The organism is Pseudomonas capeferrum, from assembly GCF_013523055.1.
Taxonomy (GTDB): Bacteria; Pseudomonadota; Gammaproteobacteria; order Pseudomonadales; family Pseudomonadaceae; genus Aquipseudomonas; species Aquipseudomonas capeferrum_A.
Map to the genome: position 1 here is coordinate 85,191 of NZ_JAAMQM010000020.1, position 19,046 is coordinate 104,236.

The 19,046-nt window shown below is 62.1% G+C and carries 18 protein-coding genes; 6 read left to right on the forward strand and 12 right to left on the reverse strand.

Annotated features, from left to right (window positions below; genetic code table 11):
- Nucleotides 1–3: 3 nt before the first annotated feature.
- Both G7009_RS21280 and G7009_RS21285 read right to left on the reverse strand, forming a co-directional pair.
- The gene (locus tag G7009_RS21280) at nucleotides 4–813 is read right to left on the reverse strand and encodes an enoyl-CoA hydratase-related protein (RefSeq protein ID WP_181132068.1); all 810 of its coding nucleotides are present in this window, start codon (nucleotides 811–813) and stop codon (nucleotides 4–6) included.
- 43 nt (nucleotides 814–856) lie between these two features.
- Nucleotides 857–2,008: a thiolase gene (locus tag G7009_RS21285; RefSeq protein ID WP_181132069.1), complete on the reverse strand. Its 1,152-nt coding sequence runs from the start codon at nucleotides 2,006–2,008 to the stop codon at nucleotides 857–859.
- 171 nt (nucleotides 2,009–2,179) lie between these two features.
- On the opposite strand from G7009_RS21285, the gene G7009_RS21290 reads away from it, so the two are divergent.
- The 4 genes from G7009_RS21290 (at nucleotide 2,180) to G7009_RS21305 (ending at nucleotide 5,558) form a co-directional block, all read left to right on the forward strand.
- A complete protein-coding gene (locus G7009_RS21290) occupies nucleotides 2,180–3,085 on the forward strand; it encodes an alpha/beta fold hydrolase (protein WP_181132070.1) in 906 nt (301 codons plus the stop codon).
- Nucleotides 3,086–3,095: 10 nt separating this feature from the next.
- Complete coding sequence (locus G7009_RS21295) at nucleotides 3,096–3,956, forward strand: MaoC/PaaZ C-terminal domain-containing protein (protein WP_181132071.1); 861 nt, start codon at nucleotides 3,096–3,098, stop codon at nucleotides 3,954–3,956.
- 16 nt (nucleotides 3,957–3,972) lie between these two features.
- Nucleotides 3,973–4,800, forward strand: coding sequence for an SDR family NAD(P)-dependent oxidoreductase (locus tag G7009_RS21300; RefSeq protein WP_181132072.1), 828 nt, complete (start codon nucleotides 3,973–3,975; stop codon nucleotides 4,798–4,800).
- A 140-nt stretch (nucleotides 4,801–4,940) separates the two neighbouring features.
- Entirely contained in the window at nucleotides 4,941–5,558 is a 618-nt protein-coding gene (locus tag G7009_RS21305; RefSeq protein ID WP_181132073.1) for a TetR/AcrR family transcriptional regulator, read from the forward strand.
- A 40-nt stretch (nucleotides 5,559–5,598) separates the two neighbouring features.
- Here the strand turns inward: G7009_RS21305 and G7009_RS21310 are convergent, their stop codons facing one another.
- Together G7009_RS21310 and G7009_RS21315 are read right to left on the reverse strand one after the other, a co-directional pair.
- Nucleotides 5,599–6,786, reverse strand: coding sequence for a CaiB/BaiF CoA transferase family protein (locus G7009_RS21310; RefSeq protein ID WP_181132074.1), 1,188 nt, complete (start codon nucleotides 6,784–6,786; stop codon nucleotides 5,599–5,601).
- Nucleotides 6,787–6,868: 82 nt separating this feature from the next.
- Nucleotides 6,869–8,050, reverse strand: coding sequence for a thiolase family protein (locus tag G7009_RS21315; RefSeq protein ID WP_181132075.1), 1,182 nt, complete (start codon nucleotides 8,048–8,050; stop codon nucleotides 6,869–6,871).
- Nucleotides 8,051–8,293: 243 nt separating this feature from the next.
- On the opposite strand from G7009_RS21315, the gene G7009_RS21320 reads away from it, so the two are divergent.
- Both G7009_RS21320 and G7009_RS21325 read left to right on the forward strand, forming a co-directional pair.
- On the forward strand, nucleotides 8,294–9,919 hold the full coding sequence (locus G7009_RS21320; protein ID WP_181132076.1) for an AMP-binding protein: 1,626 nt from the start codon (nucleotides 8,294–8,296) through the stop codon (nucleotides 9,917–9,919).
- A gap of 13 nt (nucleotides 9,920–9,932) precedes the next feature.
- Complete coding sequence (locus G7009_RS21325) at nucleotides 9,933–10,808, forward strand: alpha/beta fold hydrolase (protein ID WP_181132077.1); 876 nt, start codon at nucleotides 9,933–9,935, stop codon at nucleotides 10,806–10,808.
- A 46-nt stretch (nucleotides 10,809–10,854) separates the two neighbouring features.
- Here the strand turns inward: G7009_RS21325 and G7009_RS21330 are convergent, their stop codons facing one another.
- From G7009_RS21330 to G7009_RS21365, 8 genes are all read right to left on the reverse strand, one after another.
- Nucleotides 10,855–11,730, reverse strand: coding sequence for an acyl-CoA thioesterase (locus G7009_RS21330; protein WP_181132078.1), 876 nt, complete (start codon nucleotides 11,728–11,730; stop codon nucleotides 10,855–10,857).
- A 12-nt stretch (nucleotides 11,731–11,742) separates the two neighbouring features.
- Nucleotides 11,743–12,210, reverse strand: a complete 468-nt coding sequence (locus G7009_RS21335) for a PaaI family thioesterase (protein WP_181132079.1) — start codon at nucleotides 12,208–12,210, stop codon at nucleotides 11,743–11,745.
- Nucleotides 12,207–13,544 carry an MFS transporter gene (locus tag G7009_RS21340; protein ID WP_181132080.1) on the reverse strand — a complete coding sequence of 446 codons (1,338 nt, stop codon included), beginning with the start codon at nucleotides 13,542–13,544 and terminating at the stop codon, nucleotides 12,207–12,209. The genes G7009_RS21335 and G7009_RS21340 overlap by 4 nt, the downstream gene beginning before the upstream one ends.
- A 113-nt stretch (nucleotides 13,545–13,657) precedes the next feature.
- Entirely contained in the window at nucleotides 13,658–15,307 is a 1,650-nt protein-coding gene (locus tag G7009_RS21345; protein ID WP_181132081.1) for an AMP-binding protein, read from the reverse strand.
- Nucleotides 15,304–16,140 (reverse strand): SDR family NAD(P)-dependent oxidoreductase, encoded by an 837-nt coding sequence (locus tag G7009_RS21350; RefSeq protein ID WP_181132082.1) that lies wholly within the window; start codon nucleotides 16,138–16,140, stop codon nucleotides 15,304–15,306. The genes G7009_RS21345 and G7009_RS21350 overlap by 4 nt, the downstream gene beginning before the upstream one ends.
- A gap of 11 nt (nucleotides 16,141–16,151) precedes the next feature.
- Nucleotides 16,152–16,925, reverse strand: a complete 774-nt coding sequence (locus G7009_RS21355; protein WP_181132083.1) for an SDR family NAD(P)-dependent oxidoreductase — start codon at nucleotides 16,923–16,925, stop codon at nucleotides 16,152–16,154.
- A gap of 63 nt (nucleotides 16,926–16,988) precedes the next feature.
- The gene (locus G7009_RS21360; protein ID WP_181132084.1) at nucleotides 16,989–17,732 is read right to left on the reverse strand and encodes an SDR family NAD(P)-dependent oxidoreductase; all 744 of its coding nucleotides are present in this window, start codon (nucleotides 17,730–17,732) and stop codon (nucleotides 16,989–16,991) included.
- Entirely contained in the window at nucleotides 17,722–19,032 is a 1,311-nt protein-coding gene (locus G7009_RS21365) for an acyl-CoA dehydrogenase family protein (protein ID WP_181132085.1), read from the reverse strand. Before G7009_RS21365 ends, G7009_RS21360 begins: the two co-directional genes overlap by 11 nt.
- Nucleotides 19,033–19,046 lie beyond the last annotated feature (14 nt).

Below are 19,046 nucleotides of genomic sequence, written 5' to 3' on the forward strand. Positions count from 1 at the left end.
ACCTCAGGACCATGACCAATCCGGTTCACGCTTCTCCAGGTAGGCATTGCGAGCCTCTTGGGAGTCGTTGTATCGCGTAACCCGGCCGGTGTAATCCTGCTCGATGCGGTAGCCCTCTTTCAATGGCAGGTCTTCTACCCGGCTCAGGGATTCCTTGGCCAGGCGCAAGCCAATGGGGCTGTTGCGGGCGATCTGCCGTGCAAGGTCGAGCGCCGTGTCCATCAACTGGGCTGCCGGCACCACCGCTTCAACAGCACCCAGGCGATAGAACTCCTGCGCCGACACCGCTTCGCCGGTAAAGAACATTTTTCGCGTCTTGAAAGGGCCGACCAAGCGCTGCAAGTGGCGCGCGCCTCCCAATACGCCGGCTTTGATTTCCGGCACGGAGAAACTCGCGCCCTCTGCGCAGACAATCAAGTCGCAACTAGCGACCAGCACCAGGCCTGCGCCAATCGCCTTACCGTTGACGGCAGCGATCACCGGTAGCGGGCATTCGAGTATGGCCCAGAAGCACTCACGCACCACGGCGCCTGGGTCAAGCAAGTCAATGCTGCTGTCGCCGTCTGCCAGTTGCCGCGCGTGGCGGCGTGCTGAGTCGGCTAGGTCGATGCCCGCGCAGAAAATCTTCTCGCCGGGCGCGGTAAATACAATCACGCTGGCCTCGGTCGAACGCGCCAGGGCATTGAAGGTGGCTGTGAGTTCGCGAACGGCTATTGAGTCCAAGGCGTTGACCGGGGGGCGATCGAGGGTGACGGTGGCCACCCGGTCGCGAATCTCGACACGCACATGGCGTGTGTCTGGCAGGTTGTTCATATAGGCTCCATTGTCAGGCCGACGGCCTTGTAGTGTTGTCAGTTCAGAGGCAATCGGCCGTCCCGAGGATCATCGTCGCCTGGCTGGATAGTGTGCCGCCATTGGCGTGCGCCAATGCCAAGCGAGCGCCCGAGACTTGCCGATCCCCCGCTTGGCCACGTAGCTGCAGGCATGACTCCACCAGTGTGAACAACCCGTACATACCGGGATGGCAGCACGACAGGCCGCCGCCGTTGGTATTGACCGGCAGGGCGCCGCCTGGGGCGATGCTGCCCTGCGCCACGAAGCGCCCGCCTTCGCCTTTGGGGCAAAAACCGAGGTCTTCGAGAAACAGGATGGTATTGATCGTGAAGGCGTCGTAGAGCTGCACCACATCGATATCCGCGGGGCCAACACCTGCAATCGCGTAAGCGCGCTGGCCCGACTCCCGCGCGGCGGTCACCGTCAGGTCGCCAGACTGATCGACGCCTGAGTACCAGGTCGCTGCCGCAGCCCCGAGCACGTGAATGGGTTGGGCGTGTAAGTCACGGGCACGGTCGGCCCGGGTCAACACAATTGCCGCTGCGCCGTCAGTCACCAGGCAACAGTCGCGTACGCTCAGCGGGTCGGAGACCATGCGCGCCTGTAGACAGTCCTCGATCGTTAGCTCATCGCGCATGAACGCGTCGGGGTTCAGTTGGGCCCATTGGCGCGCGGCCACTGCCACATGCGCCAGGTGCTCGCGGGTGGTGCCGTACTCGTGCATATGCCGTGAGGCCGCCAACGCATAGGACGACAACGGCGTCAGGGGCTTGTAAGGCAATTCATAGGGTGACGGCAGGCGCATGGATACCAAGCCACCCGAAGCGGTGCGCTGATTACTGCCGTACATGATCAGTGCCGTGTCGCAGTAACCGGCCTCGAGCATCAGGCTGGCGGTGATAACGTGTGAATGAAATGCCGAACCGCCGGTGCGGTTGTTCTCAGTAAAGCGTGGGGTGATGCCTAGGTATTCCGCGGCGCTCAGGCCCGATAACGCGTCATCCGGCGTGCAGACGAACAGTGCATCGACATCTGCCAACTTGAGATTAGCGTCCTTGAGGGCCAGCACCGCTGCATGCGCCGCCAGGTCCAAGGGGCGCAGACCTGGGGATTCGCCCATGCCAAAAGTAGCTGCACCAACTATGGCCACTCGGCCGCGAGGAAACTGCTCCATTGCCCTACTCCGCTAGTGGCCCGCAAATGGCCGCATTGTTCTGGACGCGCTCTAGATAACTGACATAGTATCAGCTAACCAACAAGCTACGCCATGAGCAGCGACGACGCAAGTTGGGCTGCAAAGTGAGAGATGTGTAGCTATGAGTTTTCTGACGAACTAGGCCAGCACATGAATGAGACTGCCTCCAGCACCTGCACCCTTGCGGCTGATCGGCCCGATTGGCTCGACTGGGCTTTGGCTCAACCCGGGCGTTCGCACTGGATAGAGGCTAACGGCTCGCGCCTGCATTTTCTTTCTTGGGGCTTTGACGCCAGTGATAAACCGACATTGCTGTTCGTACACGGCTTTCGTGGGCATGCGCACTGGTGGGACTTCATCGCGCCCTGGTTTACCGAGCACTACCGGGTGGTGGCCATGGACCTGTCCGGCATGGGCGACAGCGCCCACCGCAGCGAGTACGCCGGCACTACCCTGGCCCTGGATATCGCTGCAATCGCGGCGCACATCAGCCCCGCACCAGTGATCGCGGTGGGCCATAGTTATGGCGGCTCGCGCCTGCTACGCGCCTGTGGTGAACGGCCGGATCTGTTCCAACGCCTGGTCATCGTCGACAGCTACGTGCTGTTCGACGACGAACAGTTACCGGCAGAACCGTTCAAGGTTCGCGGTGGCCATGTATATCCAGACCTTGCCAGCGGTGCTGCACGGTTTCGCCTGATACCCGCGCAGCCGCATGCGATCCCCGCACTGGTGGCGCATGTGGCTGGCCATTCGCTGCGCCACACAGAACTTGGCTGGCGCTGGAAGTTTGATCCCGACTTGCCCGCCGGTGGCGCCCGCGAAACGGATGGCCGGCAGATGCTGGCGCGCGTGAAATGCCCGGTCGACTACCTCTATGGGGAGCGCAGCGTGGTAGTCAGCCGGGCCCGCGCCGAGCGCGTGGTCAACGCCCTGCCCAATGCCCGCGGCCCAATCGCTATTGCGGCGGGACACCACCATTTAATGTTCGACCAGCCTTTGACCCTGATCAGCACCCTGCGAGCACTGCTCGCTACGCACTCAGCGCGCCTATAGGAACCCCCACATGGCCATTGACTACGAAAAACTCCTGGATCTACAGATTCCCGATACCCAGCAAAGCTACACCCACAAAGACAGCATCCTGTATGCGCTGAGCCTGGGTTATGCCAGCGATCCGATAGACGCCCGGCAACTGCCGCTGGTTTACGAGGAGGGTCTGCAAGCGGTACCGACCATGGGCGTCGTACTGGCCCATCCCGGCTATTGGCCAAGAACCCTGAACACCGGGTTGGACTGGGTACGCATCGTCCATGCCGAACAAGGCTTGACCTTGCACAAGCAGCTGCCAGCCGAAGCCCAAGTAATCGGTAAGTCCCGCGTGGTGCAGATCATCGACAAAGGCGCTGACAAAGGCGCCTTGATCACCTACGAGCGACGCATTCTCGAGCGCGCCACTGGCGAGCCCCTGTGCACTATCACCCAGACCATGCTCGCTCGCGGGGATGGCGGCTTCGGCGGCCCGCAGCAAAGCATCGCTCCGCCGCCGGGGGTGCCTGAGCGTCCGGCTGACTACTGCGTAGACCTCAGCACGCCGGCGAACATGGCGCTGCTCTACCGGCTCAATGGCGACTGGAACCCCCTCCACGCGGACCCAGACATTGCCCGCAAAGCAGGGTTTGAACGGCCCATTCTGCACGGCTTGGCCACCTGGGGCGTTGCCGGCCGCGCGATCATGCAGGCGGTCTGCGGCTTCGACGGCAACCGTATCGCTTCGATCTTTGGGCGTTTCACTGCGCCGGCCTACCCCGGGGAAACCTTTCGCAGCGAAATCTGGGTCGATGGCACCACCGTGGCATTCCGCGTGCGGGCGGTAGAGCGCGATGTCATTGTCATTAATAACGGCCGCGTTGAACTGCGCGTCTGAATCGGAGCACACCAGCATGACACCCAACGATATTCGCCTGGACGGCAAGGTTGCGTTTATCACCGGCGGCGCAGGAGGCATCGGTGCGGGGGTTGCCCGCAACCTTGCCAACTTCGGCGCGCGGCTGGCAATTGCCGACATCGACGCCGAGAGCGGCGAACGGCTGGCCGCAGAAATCCGTGAGCAAGGCGGCCACGCGCTGTTCCTGCACACGGACGTCAACCAGACGGAGCAGATCCACACCGCGGTAGAACAAGCGGCGAGTCACTTCGGCCGCCTCGACATCCTGATCAACAACGCTGGCGGTGTACGACGTACGCCTTTCCTGCAGCAGACTGAGAAGAGCTGGCGCAAGCACATCGACTTCAACTTGATCAGCACCTTGACGGCCACCCAGGCGGCAGCCAGGGCGATGATCGCATTCGGCCACGGTGGCACGATCGTCAACATTGCCAGTAGCGAAGGCCTGCGCGCGGCACCTGGCTTCGCCGTGTATGCAGCATGCAAGGCGGGCATGATCAGTTTCACCCGCTCCATGGCGCTTGAGTTAGCGGAGCATGACATTCGGGTGCACGTATTAGCCCCAGACATGATCCTCACCCCTGGGCTGGCACCCTACTTCGAAGCTGCCGGAGAGGATGGGCGCGCTGCTCGCGACCGGTACATCCCGATGGGTCGTGTCGGCTCAACAGATGAATTGGCTGGGGTGGTGATCTTCCTGGTGTCTAACTTGGCAACCTACATCACCGGCCTGACGCTGCCGGTGGATGGCGGTGCGATTGCCTCCAGCGGCTGGACGCGTTCGCCGAACACCGGCGCCTGGGACCTCTATCACGCACCCTGACCCAGCCCCCCGGGCGCAATTATGGCGACCGGGCGTTATCCCAGGCAGCGACTGCGGCGCTGTCTGGTAACCCGATGCACAGAGGGATATTCCGCAGTCAGAATGTCGGACACAATGGAGCATTTCCAGAGAACGCCTTCATGTCTGTAAAACCCAGGGGGCGACCCCGCAGGGAGCTCGACGCTTCCCTGCTCGAGGCCGCATCGTCGGAATTCCTCGAGTACGGTTACACCGATGCCAACATCGAACGCATCGCACTAGCAGGCAATACCACCAAGCCTGCACTTTATCGCCGCTATCCAAGCAAGGAAGCCTTGTTTGAAGCGACCTTGAACTATCTTGCTAAAGAGTTCGAGCTGGACCTTCGCTGCCTCGACCCGGCACGGCCGGTCGAAGACGCACTGTTTGACCTGGCCAAGCTGTTATACGAAAAGATGGGCACGGCCAAGGTGGTCTCCATGTCCCGCCTCGGGGCGCGCACAAGCCTTCGGTTTCCCGCGCTGATCCTGGCGTTTCGCGAACAGATCAGAAGCGGTTTCATGGGTCCCGTGACTGCCTATTTCCAAGGGCTCAATGACCGCGGAGTCGTCCGCATGCCGTCCATACCGGACGCTGCCATCATCTTTGCAACGCTGACTGGGCGACCCCATGAGCGGATGATTGGCCTAGAGCTTGCGCCCCACAAGGTCGAGCCTTACCTGCGCGAGTTGGTGCGGTTCTTCCTGGCAGGCTACGTAGCGAACGCGCCGAGGGCCTAGCTGGCGATTGCCACGCCCCAGCGCGCCGGGCCTGTGCCCGCTAGCGGGTTACTCCAGTTTCACGTAAGGCCGCCAGCTCGTGCTCGCTAATGCCAATCTCACGCAGTACTTCGTCGGTATGTTGGCCGAAACCAGGCCCGACCCGCAGATCACCGACCGGTCTTTCATCGAACTGCGCGGGGGACACGCCCGTCATGTAGCGGCCTGCGACTGAACTGATGAAGCCGTTTTCCAGCGCTTGCCCATCGGCCAATACCTCCGCTGGGTTCTGCACGGGTGCCCACACCCCTTCGAGTGTCGCCAAACGCGAGCACCAGTCGGCATAATCTCGGCGGGCAAATACCTCATTGAGGACCGCAATGAGCGCCCGCGCATGGGTATGCCTGGCCCGGCTGTCTGCGAAACGCGGGTCCTCTAGCAAGTGGGGGCATTCGATATGGGCGACGAAGTCTGGCCACCACTTGTCCATCAGCACGCACAGGCTGAGCCAGCGCCCATCCCGGGTACGGTAATTATTGGCGAGGGCGAAATCGCTGTCGGTTTGCGCCTGGGCGGTAAATGTTGGCGCGCCAATGCTGGTTGCCAGCAACGACTGCGACATCAGGTAGGTACCAACCATGTACAGCGCATTGTCTACCACCGCGCCCTGCCCGGTGCGCTCGCGCCGCAGTAGAGCGGCAGCCACCGCACCGGCCAGGGTGACGCCTCCGGTGAGGTCACCAATCGAGCCAGGTTGACGCGGTGGCGCCTCCCCCGGAAGGGTCTGGGCATTGGCTGCACCGGCACGGCACCAGGCTGAGGGGTAATCGAAGCCGCCGTCATCGGCCAGCTGCCCCTGCGTCCCATAGCCCGTTCCCCGGGCGTAGATCAGCCGCGGGTTGAGGCCGAACAGGTCACCCGTTTCGATCCCAAGCTTGCGCCGGGCGTCCGCACGCAGGTTAGTCATGAATACGTCAGCGCCGGCGATCAAACGGTACAGTTGCTCGCGCCCGGCTGCCTGGGTCAGGTCCAGGGCAATACTGCGCTTGCCGCGGTTGGCCGCCTCGAAAAACGGATTGATCTCACCATCTGCGCCCGGCAGCTTCATGTGCCGGGCGGCGTCGCCGCCTTGCGCGCGTTCAACCTTGATAACATCGGCGCCCCAGTCGGCCAGGACCATGCCTGCAGCGGGTACAAAAGTGTGCTCGGCTACCTCGATTACCCTTATTCCAGTCATCACGTCGTACATGGCACCTCCTTCAGGTTAATGGCGGCCGGCTCAGCCGGTGGGCCAGGTGTGTGGGCAGCAAGGCCGTCTAGTGACCTGGGCGTTACTCGCGGGAAAGCAGCACCGCGCCGGCCAGCGGGCCACCGCCGTTGCTCGCCACCGCCAGTCTTGGGCTGCCCGGGACCTGGCGCGCTTCGCCCTCCCCTCGCAGCTGCACTACAGCCTCATGGACATGCCCCAGGCCATGCAGCCGCCCGGCAGACAACTGGCCGCCATGGGTGGCCAGGGGCAGTTCGCCGTCGAGCGCGATGCGCTGCCCACCTTCGACGAAGCTCGCTGCTTCACCTCGGCCACAGAAACCGAGGCCCTCAAGCCAGAGCAATGAGAGGAAGCTGAAGCCGTCGTAAAGCTCTGCCAGGTCTACGTCGGCCGGGGTGTAGTCGGTCCGCGCCCACAGGCGTTTGCCGCACGCCTCGGCGGTGTACCGCGTCAGGTCGTCCATCTGGTCCCAGGCATCACGGCCGCTGAACGGGCCGCAGATCGACTCGATGAACACCGGCTTGCTGCGCAGGTCGGGTGCGGTATCGCGGTGCGAGATAATCACCGCCGTGCAACCGTCGACCGGCACATCGCAATCAAACAGGCACAGTGGCGTTGAAATCATGCGCGCCTCCATGTACTGGTCCAGGCTTAACGGGTCGCGATAAACCGCCTTTGGGTTGAGCATCGCATTGCGCCGAGCATTGAGCGCTACCGCTGCCAGTTGCTCACGGCGGGTGCCAAATTCGTGGAAGTAGCGGCTGGCCGCCAGGGCCACCCAGTTGGCCGCGGATGTGGCCTGGAACGGCACCAGGAACTCGGCGAAGCCCGATACCCGCTGGGTACCACCTACCGTGCTGGAGCGCACCCCCTGGGTCAGGGCAGTGGATTCAGTGACGGTGCGAAAACACACAACGTGCCGTGCCTGACCAGAGGCAACTGCCATGCAGGCATTGATCAGCGCGCTCATCTGGGTTGCTTCGTTGCCTGCGCAATACCAGTTGAGTTCAAGCCCCAGGGTTTCTTTCAATTGGCCGATGGACACCGGTGAGAACGCCGGCATGTCGGCCCGGTAGCCCGGCCAACTGGCCACGCCGTCTATCTCGCTGCGGTCCAGGCCTGCGTCTGCTAATGCCGCCAGCACGGCTTCAAGGGTAAGGTCCAAGCCTGAACGACCTAACCGGCGCCCTACCGCTGATTGTCCAATGCCGGAAATAATCGCAGTTCGTTCCAAAGCCGACGCCATGGCTATCCTCTTCTACTTGTTATCAGGTTTGAGGCGAGTTCAAGGAACTCCTAGCGAGAGTCAAGAGAGAGTATTGACCCCCCATGCAGACTGCGTCAGACTCCAATAAATGTCAAACAGTCAGTTTTAGCCCTGGCGAGCGATCGCCATCAGCGCAAACGACTGCAAGCATTATCGCGGGTCTGCCGCTTGGCTCAGGCACGAGCAACGGCACAACAATAACAACATCGAGGTTCAAACAAGATGCCAACACGCGAATCCGGCTGGAGCACAGATCAGGTCGATACCATCAACGCGGTGCTGCAGCGCGCCACTGAACGGTATGCTGATCGCAAGTTTCTAGACTTTTTGGGTGAGAGCTACAGTTATGCAGACCTCAACCGAACGGCTAGCCGCCTCGCTAATGGCTTGACTGCCTTGGGCGTGAAGAAAGGCCAGACCGTGGTCACTATTCTCGACAACTCGGCCGACGCAGTGTGCATCTGGTTCGCCATCAACAAGCTCGGGGCCGTCAGCGTGCCGGTGAACACTGCCCTCAAAGGTGAGTTCCTCCGTCACCAGGTGGCCGACGCCGATTCGGTACTGGTGATTGCCGAAAGCGATTACGCCGAGCGTGTGGCAAGCATCGCTGGCAAGCTACCCAACCTGCAAACCCTGGTTTACCGCGGCGCTGTGCCTGACCTGGTGTTCAACCAGCAACTGCTGCCCTGGGCCAGCCTCCTCAGCGAGGACGCCAGTGAGCCGCAAGTCGAGGTCCAGCCTGGTGACCTGGCGATGTTGATTTATACCGGCGGCACCACCGGCCCCTCCAAGGGCTGCATGATCAGCCACAACTATGCCTGCAGCCTGGCGCGGCAAATGCTGGTCATTACCAATCGCCAGGAAGACACCATTACCTGGTCGCCGCTACCGCTGTTCCACTTCAACGCCGTGGCCACCGCGATCTTGTCGAACATGATGGTCGGTGCCCAGGTGGCGCTCTATACGCGTTTTTCGGTTTCCAATTTCTGGCCGGAGATTCAACGTACCGGCGCCAACGACGTACAGCTGCTGGCCTCGATGATGCCGATGCTCGCCGGCGCACCGGACAACGACGCAATGAAAGCCAGTTATGGCCAGGTCAAGGCAGTCTGGGGCGCGCCGTTCCCAGTCGCGGTGCAGGAGCGCTGGAAGGAGCGTTTCGGCGTGACCCACACGATTTGTGGCGGCTTTGGCCTGAGCGAATGCTCCTTGCCAACTATCCTGCCATTCGGCACGCCAATGCGCCCGAACAGTTCCGGTAAACGCAACACCGAGTACTTCGACGTGCGCATTGTCGACGACCATGATAACGAGCTGGCGCCCAACACCGCCGGCGAAATCATCGTTCGCCCGCGCAAGCCCCACGTGATGTTCGAAGGCTACTGGAAGCGCCCGGAAGACACCCTTAAAGTCATGCGCAACATGTGGTTCCATACCGGCGACATCGGTATGTTCGATGACGATGACTATTTCTATTTCCTCGACAGAAAGAAAGACTACCTGCGCCGCCGTGGTGAGAACATTTCCAGCTTCGAGGTCGAGAGTGCGTTTCTCCAGCACCCCGCCGTGGACGAGGTGGCAGCGCATGCGGTGCTGTCCGACTTGGGCGAGGACGAGCTGAAAGTAACCATTACCCTGAAGGCGGACACAGCGCTGGCTGAGATCGATCTGTGCCACTGGTCGGCCGAGCAAATGCCCTACTATGCGGTTCCGCGTTATATCGAGTTCCGCAGCAGCTTGCCCAAGAGCCCGCTGGGGCGGGTCTACAAGTTCCAGCTGCGCGATGAAGGTGTGACCGCCGCTACCTGGGACCGTGAAAAAGCCGGATTCAAACTCGTCAAACGCTAAGCAGGTGAACTCGATGACTGTGCAGACCTGGTTCATGGGTGCCGATGGCAACCGTCTTGCGGCGGATCTTTCCGGCGCACACGACGCACCTGCGGTAATCCTCCTTCACGGTGGTGGGCAAACCCGCCATGCCTGGGCACGCGCGCACCAGGCACTGGCGGCCAAAGGCTACCGGGTGATCTCGCTCGATGCGCGCGGTCACGGCAAATCCGACTGGCCAGCCGACGGTGACTACGGCCTGGAAGCCCAGGTTGCCGACCTGCTGGCGGTGATCAAGGCCGTCGGCGGTCGCCCGGCCTTGGTCGGCGCCTCCATGGGGGGCACTCACTCGTTGGTCGCGTGCGGGCGCTACCCAGACCTCGCCCAGGCACTGGTGCTGGTAGACGTCACGCCGCGCCTGGAGCCTGAGGGAATCGAACACATCCTCGGCTTCATGACCCAGCATCCCGAAGGTTTCAGCTCGCTGCAAAGCGCAGCTGACGCCGTCGGTGCCTACAACCCCAACCGCCCTGCCCCCGGCGACCTGAGTGGGCTTGCGAAAAACCTGCGCCAGCGCGACGACGGCCGTTGGTATTGGCATTGGGACCCGCGCTTTATCTCGGGTGATTACCGGGACAAAGTCGAGCGCATCAGCCAGGCGATGAGCAGCGCCGCTCCTGGGGTCAAAATACCTACGTTGCTGGTGCGCGGCCGCCAGAGCGATGTGGTCAGCCCGGAAGGGGTCGAAGAGCTGCGCGCTTTACTGCCGCATCTGGCATTCGTCGACATCGAGGGTGCCGGTCATATGGTCGCTGGCGACAAGAACGACCACTTCAACGCAGCTATCCTCGGCTTTTTGCAGGAACATCATCCGTTGCCACTGCAGCTGGTAGAGGATTCCCCGCTGTAGTCGGCAGCCTCCCTCGCTTACCTCTCTCCTTCTGGAGGTAAGCGCTTCACCCCGCCGCAGGTGTGTCCCGCTCGCCCACAAGACAATCCTGCGCGACAGATGCCACCAGGTTACGCGCCCGGTCATACACCCGCGCTTGGGTCAGGCCGCGACCGTTCTGCAAACTGTGACTCTTGCCAACAAACAGCAGCCAATCGTCTGCCACCACAGGCCGGTGGTACCACACACTGTGATTCATGCTGGAGACGAACAGCCGCGCTCGAGCATGCTCGACCGGCAAGTGGTAGCTGATGGCGGCTGAATTGATCCAGTAATCGCTCAAATAGGCCAGCGCCTGATTGTGCACAGCAGGCGAGCACGGCAGGCGCGTACGCAGTTTCAACCAATAGGCAATGGCAGGTTGCGCCGGGCAGTGGCGCAGGTATCGCTGCGGGTCGACGATCCGCAACTCCACGAAGGGCCGGGCAAAGCTCGCCCAGCTGCCATCCTCGAGCTGGTCCAGAGCGAGCAGGTGCTCGGGGCCTGGTATATCGCTCGCGGGGGTCATATGGAAAAAGCCGCTGATCGGCGTCTGCAGTGTGACCTGTGCCTCAAGCACTCTGCGATCACCCTGCTGAGCGCTGACCAGCAGGTTACAGAACCGCTTACCGTGCTGCAGCTGGGTGACCCTGAAGTGCAGCGGCAGATCGGTTTGTGCCCCTTGCAGGAACAAGCAGTGCAGCGTGGCCGGCATCAGTTGCGGGTGTAGCTGCTGGGCTGCGGCCAGGGCCTGAGCGAGCAATTGGCCGCCGAATACCCGGCCGTTGAGATTGCTGTCATGGATGCTGGCAGTGAAAGCACCTGGCAGATCCGGCAGCAACTCGAAAAGCTGCGCCAGGCATTGCTGGTCCCAACGCTGGGTCAGCCCTTTCAATGCAGACATAGTCCGCTATCCCTAGGTAGGCTGTGGCAGGGTTGGCGTCGCGCGCAAGTTGACGTACTTGAAGGTACCCGAGGCCGTCGCTAACAGCTCACCTGCCTCATTGCGCACTTCACCATCGCAGAAAGCCAGAGACCTGCCGCTGGAGCGCAGGAAACCGCGGGCCACCAGCAAATCACCGGCAGTTCCACCTGGGCGCATGAAGTTGGTTTTCAGCTCCACGGTCACGCAACCCCGACCGCTGCCATGCCCGAGCGTACAGCAGGCCAGCACGGCATCCATCAGGGTCATGAGCAGCCCGCCATGGGCACTCGCGTTGCCGTTGAGGTGATGGTCGCGCAGGCGCAGGCGCAGGATTGCGCCGGCCTCGTCAAATTCAGGCGCGCCGAAGATCTCGAGATGAGCCAGCAATGGGTCCATCCCGCATTCGGCGGGCACCCTGGCGACGAAAGCGCTGACTTCCTGGGCGTTCTTGCTGTTCATTTACTGGCTCCCGACACTTCGCTACCGGTAAGCGTGTGCGCCTCCTGCCCTGACCGGCCCGGTGCAGGGTGCGCTGCGCCGCCCAGATCGAATTTCGGGTAGCGTCCCATGGCTAGAATCAGCACTGCGCCTAGGGCGAAGGTGACGGTACCGTGAGTCAGCAAGCCGGCGTAGGAGCCGGTCTGGGCGTACAGGTAGGCGAAGTACAACGGGGCGGCGGTAGCCCCCAGCCCAATAAAACCCATGTGCAAGCTGAAGATACGGCTGTAGTCACGCATGCCGAAATACCGCGCCATCAAGAATGCAGCGATGTCCATCTCGGCGCCCGAGCCAAGCCCCACCAGCACCGAGGCCAGCATCAGACTAGTCATGTGAGTGTCGGTTGCGGCGAAGATCAAGCAGCCCAGCGCAGGCAGCGACAGCACCACGAACGCAACCCCCGGTGCCCAGATTCGGTCCACCAGGTAACCCACCACTACCCGGCCGAGGATCAGCGAAATACCGTAGACGCTGAATGCCAGCGCAGCGTCAGTGGCAGACAGCCCCTTGTCCCGCAACATTGGCACGGTACTGGTCACCATACCGATCATGGAGGTTACCGAGAGCACCAAGGCCAGGTTACAGAGCCAGAAGCGTGGCGCCAGTGCAGCTTGGCGCAGGCTCATCCCGGGTAGCCGAGGTGCCTCGCCAGGGGCCGCAGCCGCTTGGGTAATCGGGCTGTCGCTGCGCATCCACAACACGCTAAGTGGCAGCGTGATCAACAACGGCAAGGCTGCCAGCACCCAGAACCCGGCACGCCAGTCAGTCATGCTGATCAGCCAGCTGATCGACGGCGGCAGCACCAGGGCGGCAAGCCCGGTGCCGCAGAGGATGATGGCCAGGGCCAAGCCGCGGTTACGCTCGAACCAGAGGTTAACCAGCTGGGTCCAGGTGACCACGGTAGTGCCCATGCCGGCGAACGCCAGCAGGGCATAGCCTGCATACAGTTGCCAGATGGCGCCCGTCATCAGGGTGAGCAACAAAAAACCGACGGACAAGGTTACCAGCGAGCAAATCGCCACCGGCCTCAGGCCATAACGGCGAATCATCCACCCGCTGATCTGCACGGCAATAATGCTGAAGGCAAAAAGAAACGCGATTGCCGGTTGGATCTGCTCACGAGACCAGCCGAACGCCTCTTGCAGGGGCAGCACCAACGTGCCGAATGAATACAGCGGGGCCACCCCCACCGAGGTGCCGATACCCAGCAGTGCCAGGATCAGCACCCGCCAGCCCTGGCGAAACTCGGTTAGGTCAATGGCCAGGGAAGGCTTGTGGTCGTGCTGGGAACTCATCTGTATACCCCGCGTTATCTTGTAGTTGTTTTAGCTGGATTCTATACCCGAGAAATCAATAAGTGACACTCTTTTATTTTTTGAGCTGTGCAGCATGCTTCGCGTGACTGCGCTTAGCGTTTGGCAAAGGTGAGTTTGGCCTTGACCCGGTCCCAGGTGTGGGCCGTGACGCCCTCTTCGCGCAGCTGGTACTTGAGGATGCGCCCCACTGGGCTGCGCGGCAGGCTCGGGCGGAACTCGATGAAGCGCGGCACCGCGTAATACGGCACGCGCTCGATGGCCCAACGGCAGAGCTGCTCTTCGCTGAGGTTGCTGCCTTCACGCAAAACTGCAGTAACCTTGACTTCGTCCTCCGAGAGTTCGGAAAACACCGCATGCACTGCCACTTCCTCTATCTCTGGATGAGCAATGAAGCTGCGCTCCATCTCGAAACCGGAGATATTCTCGCCACCGCGACGCATGTAGTCCTTCTTGCGGTCGAGAAAGAAGAAGAAACCGTCTTCGTCCATCTTGCCGATGTCGCCGGTGTGGAACCACATGTTGCGCATTACCTTGAGGGTGTCCGCCGGACGGTTCCAATAGCCCTCGAACATCACGTGGGGCTTGAGCGGACGAACGATCAGTTCACCGGCTGTGCCATAGGGCAGCTCCACATCATGGTCGTCGACCACGCGGATGTCGAACGCATCGCAACGGCGCCCGGCGCAATTTGGCTTTTCCGGTTGGCCAAAGGGCAACAGGGTAACGATTGCGCATTCGGTAAGGCCAAAGCCTGCCCCGCCGACCGTATGCTTCACGCCAAAACGCTCGCGCCAGCGCGCTTGCAGCTCGGGTGGGAAAGGCGCCGAGTAGACCTTGTTGAGCTGACCATAACAGCGCGCCATCGCGTCGTTGTCCGGCGCCTCGGCGAGTAGCGGGCCCATCGAGGCAAGCAAGTTGGCCTCGTTGGCACCACTGCGCTCGATGTCCGCCCAGAAGCCGGATACCGAAAACCGTGGGTAGATCACCGCGCGCGCACCGATCATCAGGTTGCACAAGATGGTGGTTACCGTGGCGTTGAGGTGGAACAACGGCAGTGGCGTCCAGGTAATCGACTCGGCGGTACGCCCATGGGCTTCGATGATCTGCCGCGCTTCATTGCAGGCATTGTTATGGCTGATCATGCAGCCCTTGGACGGGCCTGTAGTCCCGCCGGTGTAGATGAGCAGGCTGAGGTCACTGGGCAATACTTCAATGGCCGGGTCCGTGAGGTCGTCACTGCGCAGGCTTTCCAAGGACAGCAGTGTGGTGCCGGCCAAGTCCGCCTCAGGTGCGCGCCCGCGGTGAACAACGCATTTGAGCTGCGGCAGTTGCTCCGCTACCAAGGCCAGCCGCTCGGCATACTCGGTCTCGGCAATCACCACTTGGGCGGTGGCGTCGGCGATCTGGTGGCGCAGAAATTCACCCTTGAGCGCGGTATTTACCGGCACGCTGATAGCCCCCAGCTTGTTCAGGGCAAACCAAAGCAAGACTGCATCGGCGTTGTTATCCAGAATGGTAACGACCGTTTGACCCTTGCTGACGCCCAGCGCCGCCAGGCCGTTGGCCAGCCTGCAGCTCTCGCGCTGGATGGCAGCATAGCTATAGAGCTCGCCCTGTACGTCGAGGAAGGGCCGCTCGCCGTGCTCTCGGGCTGCGCGACGGACCACGTCATTGACGGTGTCCATCTGGCCGACCGACCAGCCGGATAGCGCCCTGTCGTTTAATTGGGTGGAAAAGGTCATGGTTTCACTCCAGATGGGTATTGTTCGACCAGGCGTTGCCAGCGCTGCCCTGCCAGGGCCAGGGAGCCCTCGTGGCTGAGTACGTAGAACTGGTTTTCGCGAATAGCTGCAAGGACTGTTTGCGCGACGTCTTCGGCGCTCAGCACAGCGTGCTCAAGGGCGTCTTGTGCGCGATATTGGAAGGCCAGGGCCGCCGCCGACGGCTCGGCTACTCGAGACAGATGATGATCGCGCCCCGGGCCCGTGAGGCCGGTTGGTACCAGCCCTGGGCAGAGCACCGAGACGCCAATATCGGCACCCTCGATGGCCAACTCGTTGCACAGGGACTCCGACAACGCCACCACCGCCGATTTGGCCGCTACATACGGGGCAATGAATGGCAGGGCCATCAAGCCGCCCATAGAGGCGGTATTGACAATATGGGCCGCGCGGCCTTGACGCAGCAGCCGCGGCACGAAACTGTGCAGCCCGTGGACCACGCCCATCAGGTTGACGCCCAGCACCCGTTGCCAGTTACCGATGTCGTGTTCCCAGCTGTTTCTGGGCCGGTCGCCAGTAATACCTGCGTTATTGCACACAATATCCGCACCGCCGATGGCATCCACCTGGCATGCCAAGGCCTCTACCGAGGCGAGGTCGGCGACATCTACTGCGATCGTCAACACTTCCCCGCCCATAGCCGCGAGGGAGATCCCGGCTGCGTCCAGGGCAGGCCCCGGCAAGTCGCCAAGTACCACGCGCATGCCTTCGCGCTGAAAAGCCTGTGCCATGGCCAGGCCAAGGCCACTGGCGGCGCCGGTGATAACCACTGTCTTGTTGGTAAATTCGTGCATCGCTCGCCCTCTCAGCGCACCGGCACCGTGCCGCCATCCACACACAGGGTTTGCCCGGTGATAAAGCGCGAGCCTTCTCCCGCGAGGAACACCATCACAGGCGCCAGGTCCTGCTCGGCATCACCAAGCTTGCCACCCAGCGGGATCAGGCGGCTGAGCATCTGGTCGTGGGCGGCCAGTTCTGCGGCACTCATCTTGGCCCGGTGGGTGTCATACATCGGGGTCCAGATCATCGGCGCGAGCGCGTTCACGGTGATCCCGTAACGCGCCCACTCCTGGGCCAGGGTGCGAGTCCAGGCCAGCACCGCGCCTTTGGATGCGGCGTAATGCGCGGCGCCAGGCATCCCACCCAGGCCTGCAGCCGAGCCGAAGTTGATGATCCGCCCGCCGCGTTCCTGCAGGTGGGGAAACGCGGCCTGATTGGTGTGAAGTGTGCCGCGCACATTGACGTCGAAAATCAGGTCCCAGTCCGGTTGGGCAATCGCCTCGGCCAGGGCGGTACGCTCGACCGCCGCGACGTTGGCGAGTACATCGAGCCCGCCGAGCCAGGCAACCGCCTCGCTGAACGCTGCATCCACTTGATCCTTGTGCGCGATATCGCAACGCAAGAACATCGCCTGGCCTGGGTAACTGCGTTCCAACTCAGCGACCAGGGCGGTGCCCTGCTCGTCCAATACGTCCAGGGAAACCACTTGCGCGCCTTGCTCGACATAGGCTCGTACCACGCTGGCACCTATACCGCGGGCACCGCCAGTGACGATTGCCTTCCTGCCTGATAACTGCATGGGCCGACCTCTTATTGTTGTAGGAACTCGCTTGGGGGCGCCGAGGGGGCAACAGCCTCTGGGCTACGACATACCGCCGTCTACCTTGATCAACGCACAGCTGGTGTACGTCGAATAAGGGCTGGCCAGGTAGAGCGCGGTGGTGATGATCTCTTCGGGCTGGCCCGGTCGACCCACGGCGTTGGCGCAGCTCTGGCGCATGTCTTCGCTCCAGGCCTTGGCGATGTCGGTAAGAAACGGCCCGGCGGAGATGGTGTTGACCCGTACCTTTGGACCATATTCCTGGGCCAGCCCGACGCTCATCGCATTGAGCGCGGCTTTTGCACCGGCGTATGGGACGATTTGCGGTGACGGCCGGATGCCGCCAGTGCTGCTGATATTGATGATCGAGCCGCCCTCGCCCAGTGCCATGCGCTGGGCGACCAGCGCGCTGAGGCGAAACGGCCCCTTGAAGTTCAGGCCCAGCACTTTGTCGAACAACGCCTCAGTCACCTCATGGCTGGGCACAGCTGGAGACATGCCGGCGTTGTTGACCAGCACGTCGATACGGCCGAATTCGGCGTAGGCGACCTCGACCAGATGTTCGACCTCGGCCCACCTGCCCACGTGACAAGCTACAGCCAAGGCACGCCGCCCCAGCGCTCGAACCTCCTGGGCGACGCTTTCGCAGGCGTCCAGTTTGCGGCTGGCGATAATCACATCGGCGCCGCGTTCGGCAAACGCCTTGACCATTTGATAGCCCAGCCCACGGCTGCCGCCCGTTACCAGAATGACTTTTCCGGTGAAATCGAACAGGCTATCGGTCATTGGTTTTCTCCAGGATATGGGCATAGCGAGTGCGTGCGGCCTCGATTTTTGGCGGCAAGTGTTCAGAGGGGAACAGCCCATCGGCGGCCTTGTAGTTGCGCAATAGCTCGCGGGCAACGGTGACCTGGTGCACCTCGGTGGGGCCATCTGCCAGGCCCATGGTGGGTACGCTGTTCCACATGTAGGCCAGCGGCGTTTCGAAGGTCGCCCCCAGCGACCCATGCAGGTGGATAGCGCGGCGCACCACCTCGTAGTAGATCTTCGCCATCGCCACCTTGACCATGGCGATATGGCCGCGGGCCTTGCGCGGGTCGCCATGGCTGTTGTCGATCAGCCAGGCGGTCTTGAGCACCAGCAGGCGGAACTGCTCCAGTTCGATCTGGGTATCGGCGAGCATGGCCTGGACCGTACCCTTTTCTGCCAGCAATGTGCCTTGGGTGCGCCGGCTAAGCGCGCGTTCGCACATCATGTCCAGCGCTCTCTGGCACTGGCCAACCGTGCGCATGGCATGGTGAATGCGACCGCCGCCCAGGCGTGCCTGGGCCACCGCGAAACCGCCGCCGATTTCGCCGAGCAGATGATCCAGCGGCACCCGCACATTGTCGTAGTGCAGGTAGCCTTCGGTGGCTTCGTCCTGCTCCAGGCGCTCGCCCATGTGCGGCACATTACGAATGATCTTCAGCCCCGGTGCCTCGCGCGGCACGATGAACATGGACATGCGGCTCTGGATCGGCGCATCTGGCGCAGTAACGGCCAATACCAGGATGAACTCGGCATACCGGGCGTTCGATGAATACCACTTCTCACCATTGATCACCCAATCGTCACCCTCACGGACTGCGCGGGTAGTAAACACCCGCGGGTCCGCGCCGCCTTGCGGCTCAGTCATCGAGAAGCAAGAAACGATGTTGCCATCCAGCAGCGGCTGCAGGTAGCGCGCTTTTTGTTGCGCGGTGCCGAACATGGCGAGGATTTCTGCGTTGCCGGTGTCGGGTGCAGCAGTGCCGAACACAGTAGGCGCCCAAAGGGACCGGCCCAGTCGCTCGTTCATCAGCGCCAGCTTGAGCTGCCCGTAGCCCTCCCCGCCCAGGTGGGGGTCAAGGTGGCAAGCCCACAGGTTTTGCTGGCGGACTTTCTCCTGCAACGGCTTGAGGATCGCCCGGGACTGCGCATGGCGTGTGTCGTACACCACGCTCACCGAGGGGTAGAGCACATCCAGCGGCTCGACTTCTTCGCGCAGGAACTGGTCGATCCAGTCCAGCTTGGTTTGGAATTCAGGGTCGGTTGCAAAATCCCACATCTGTCATTCTCCAA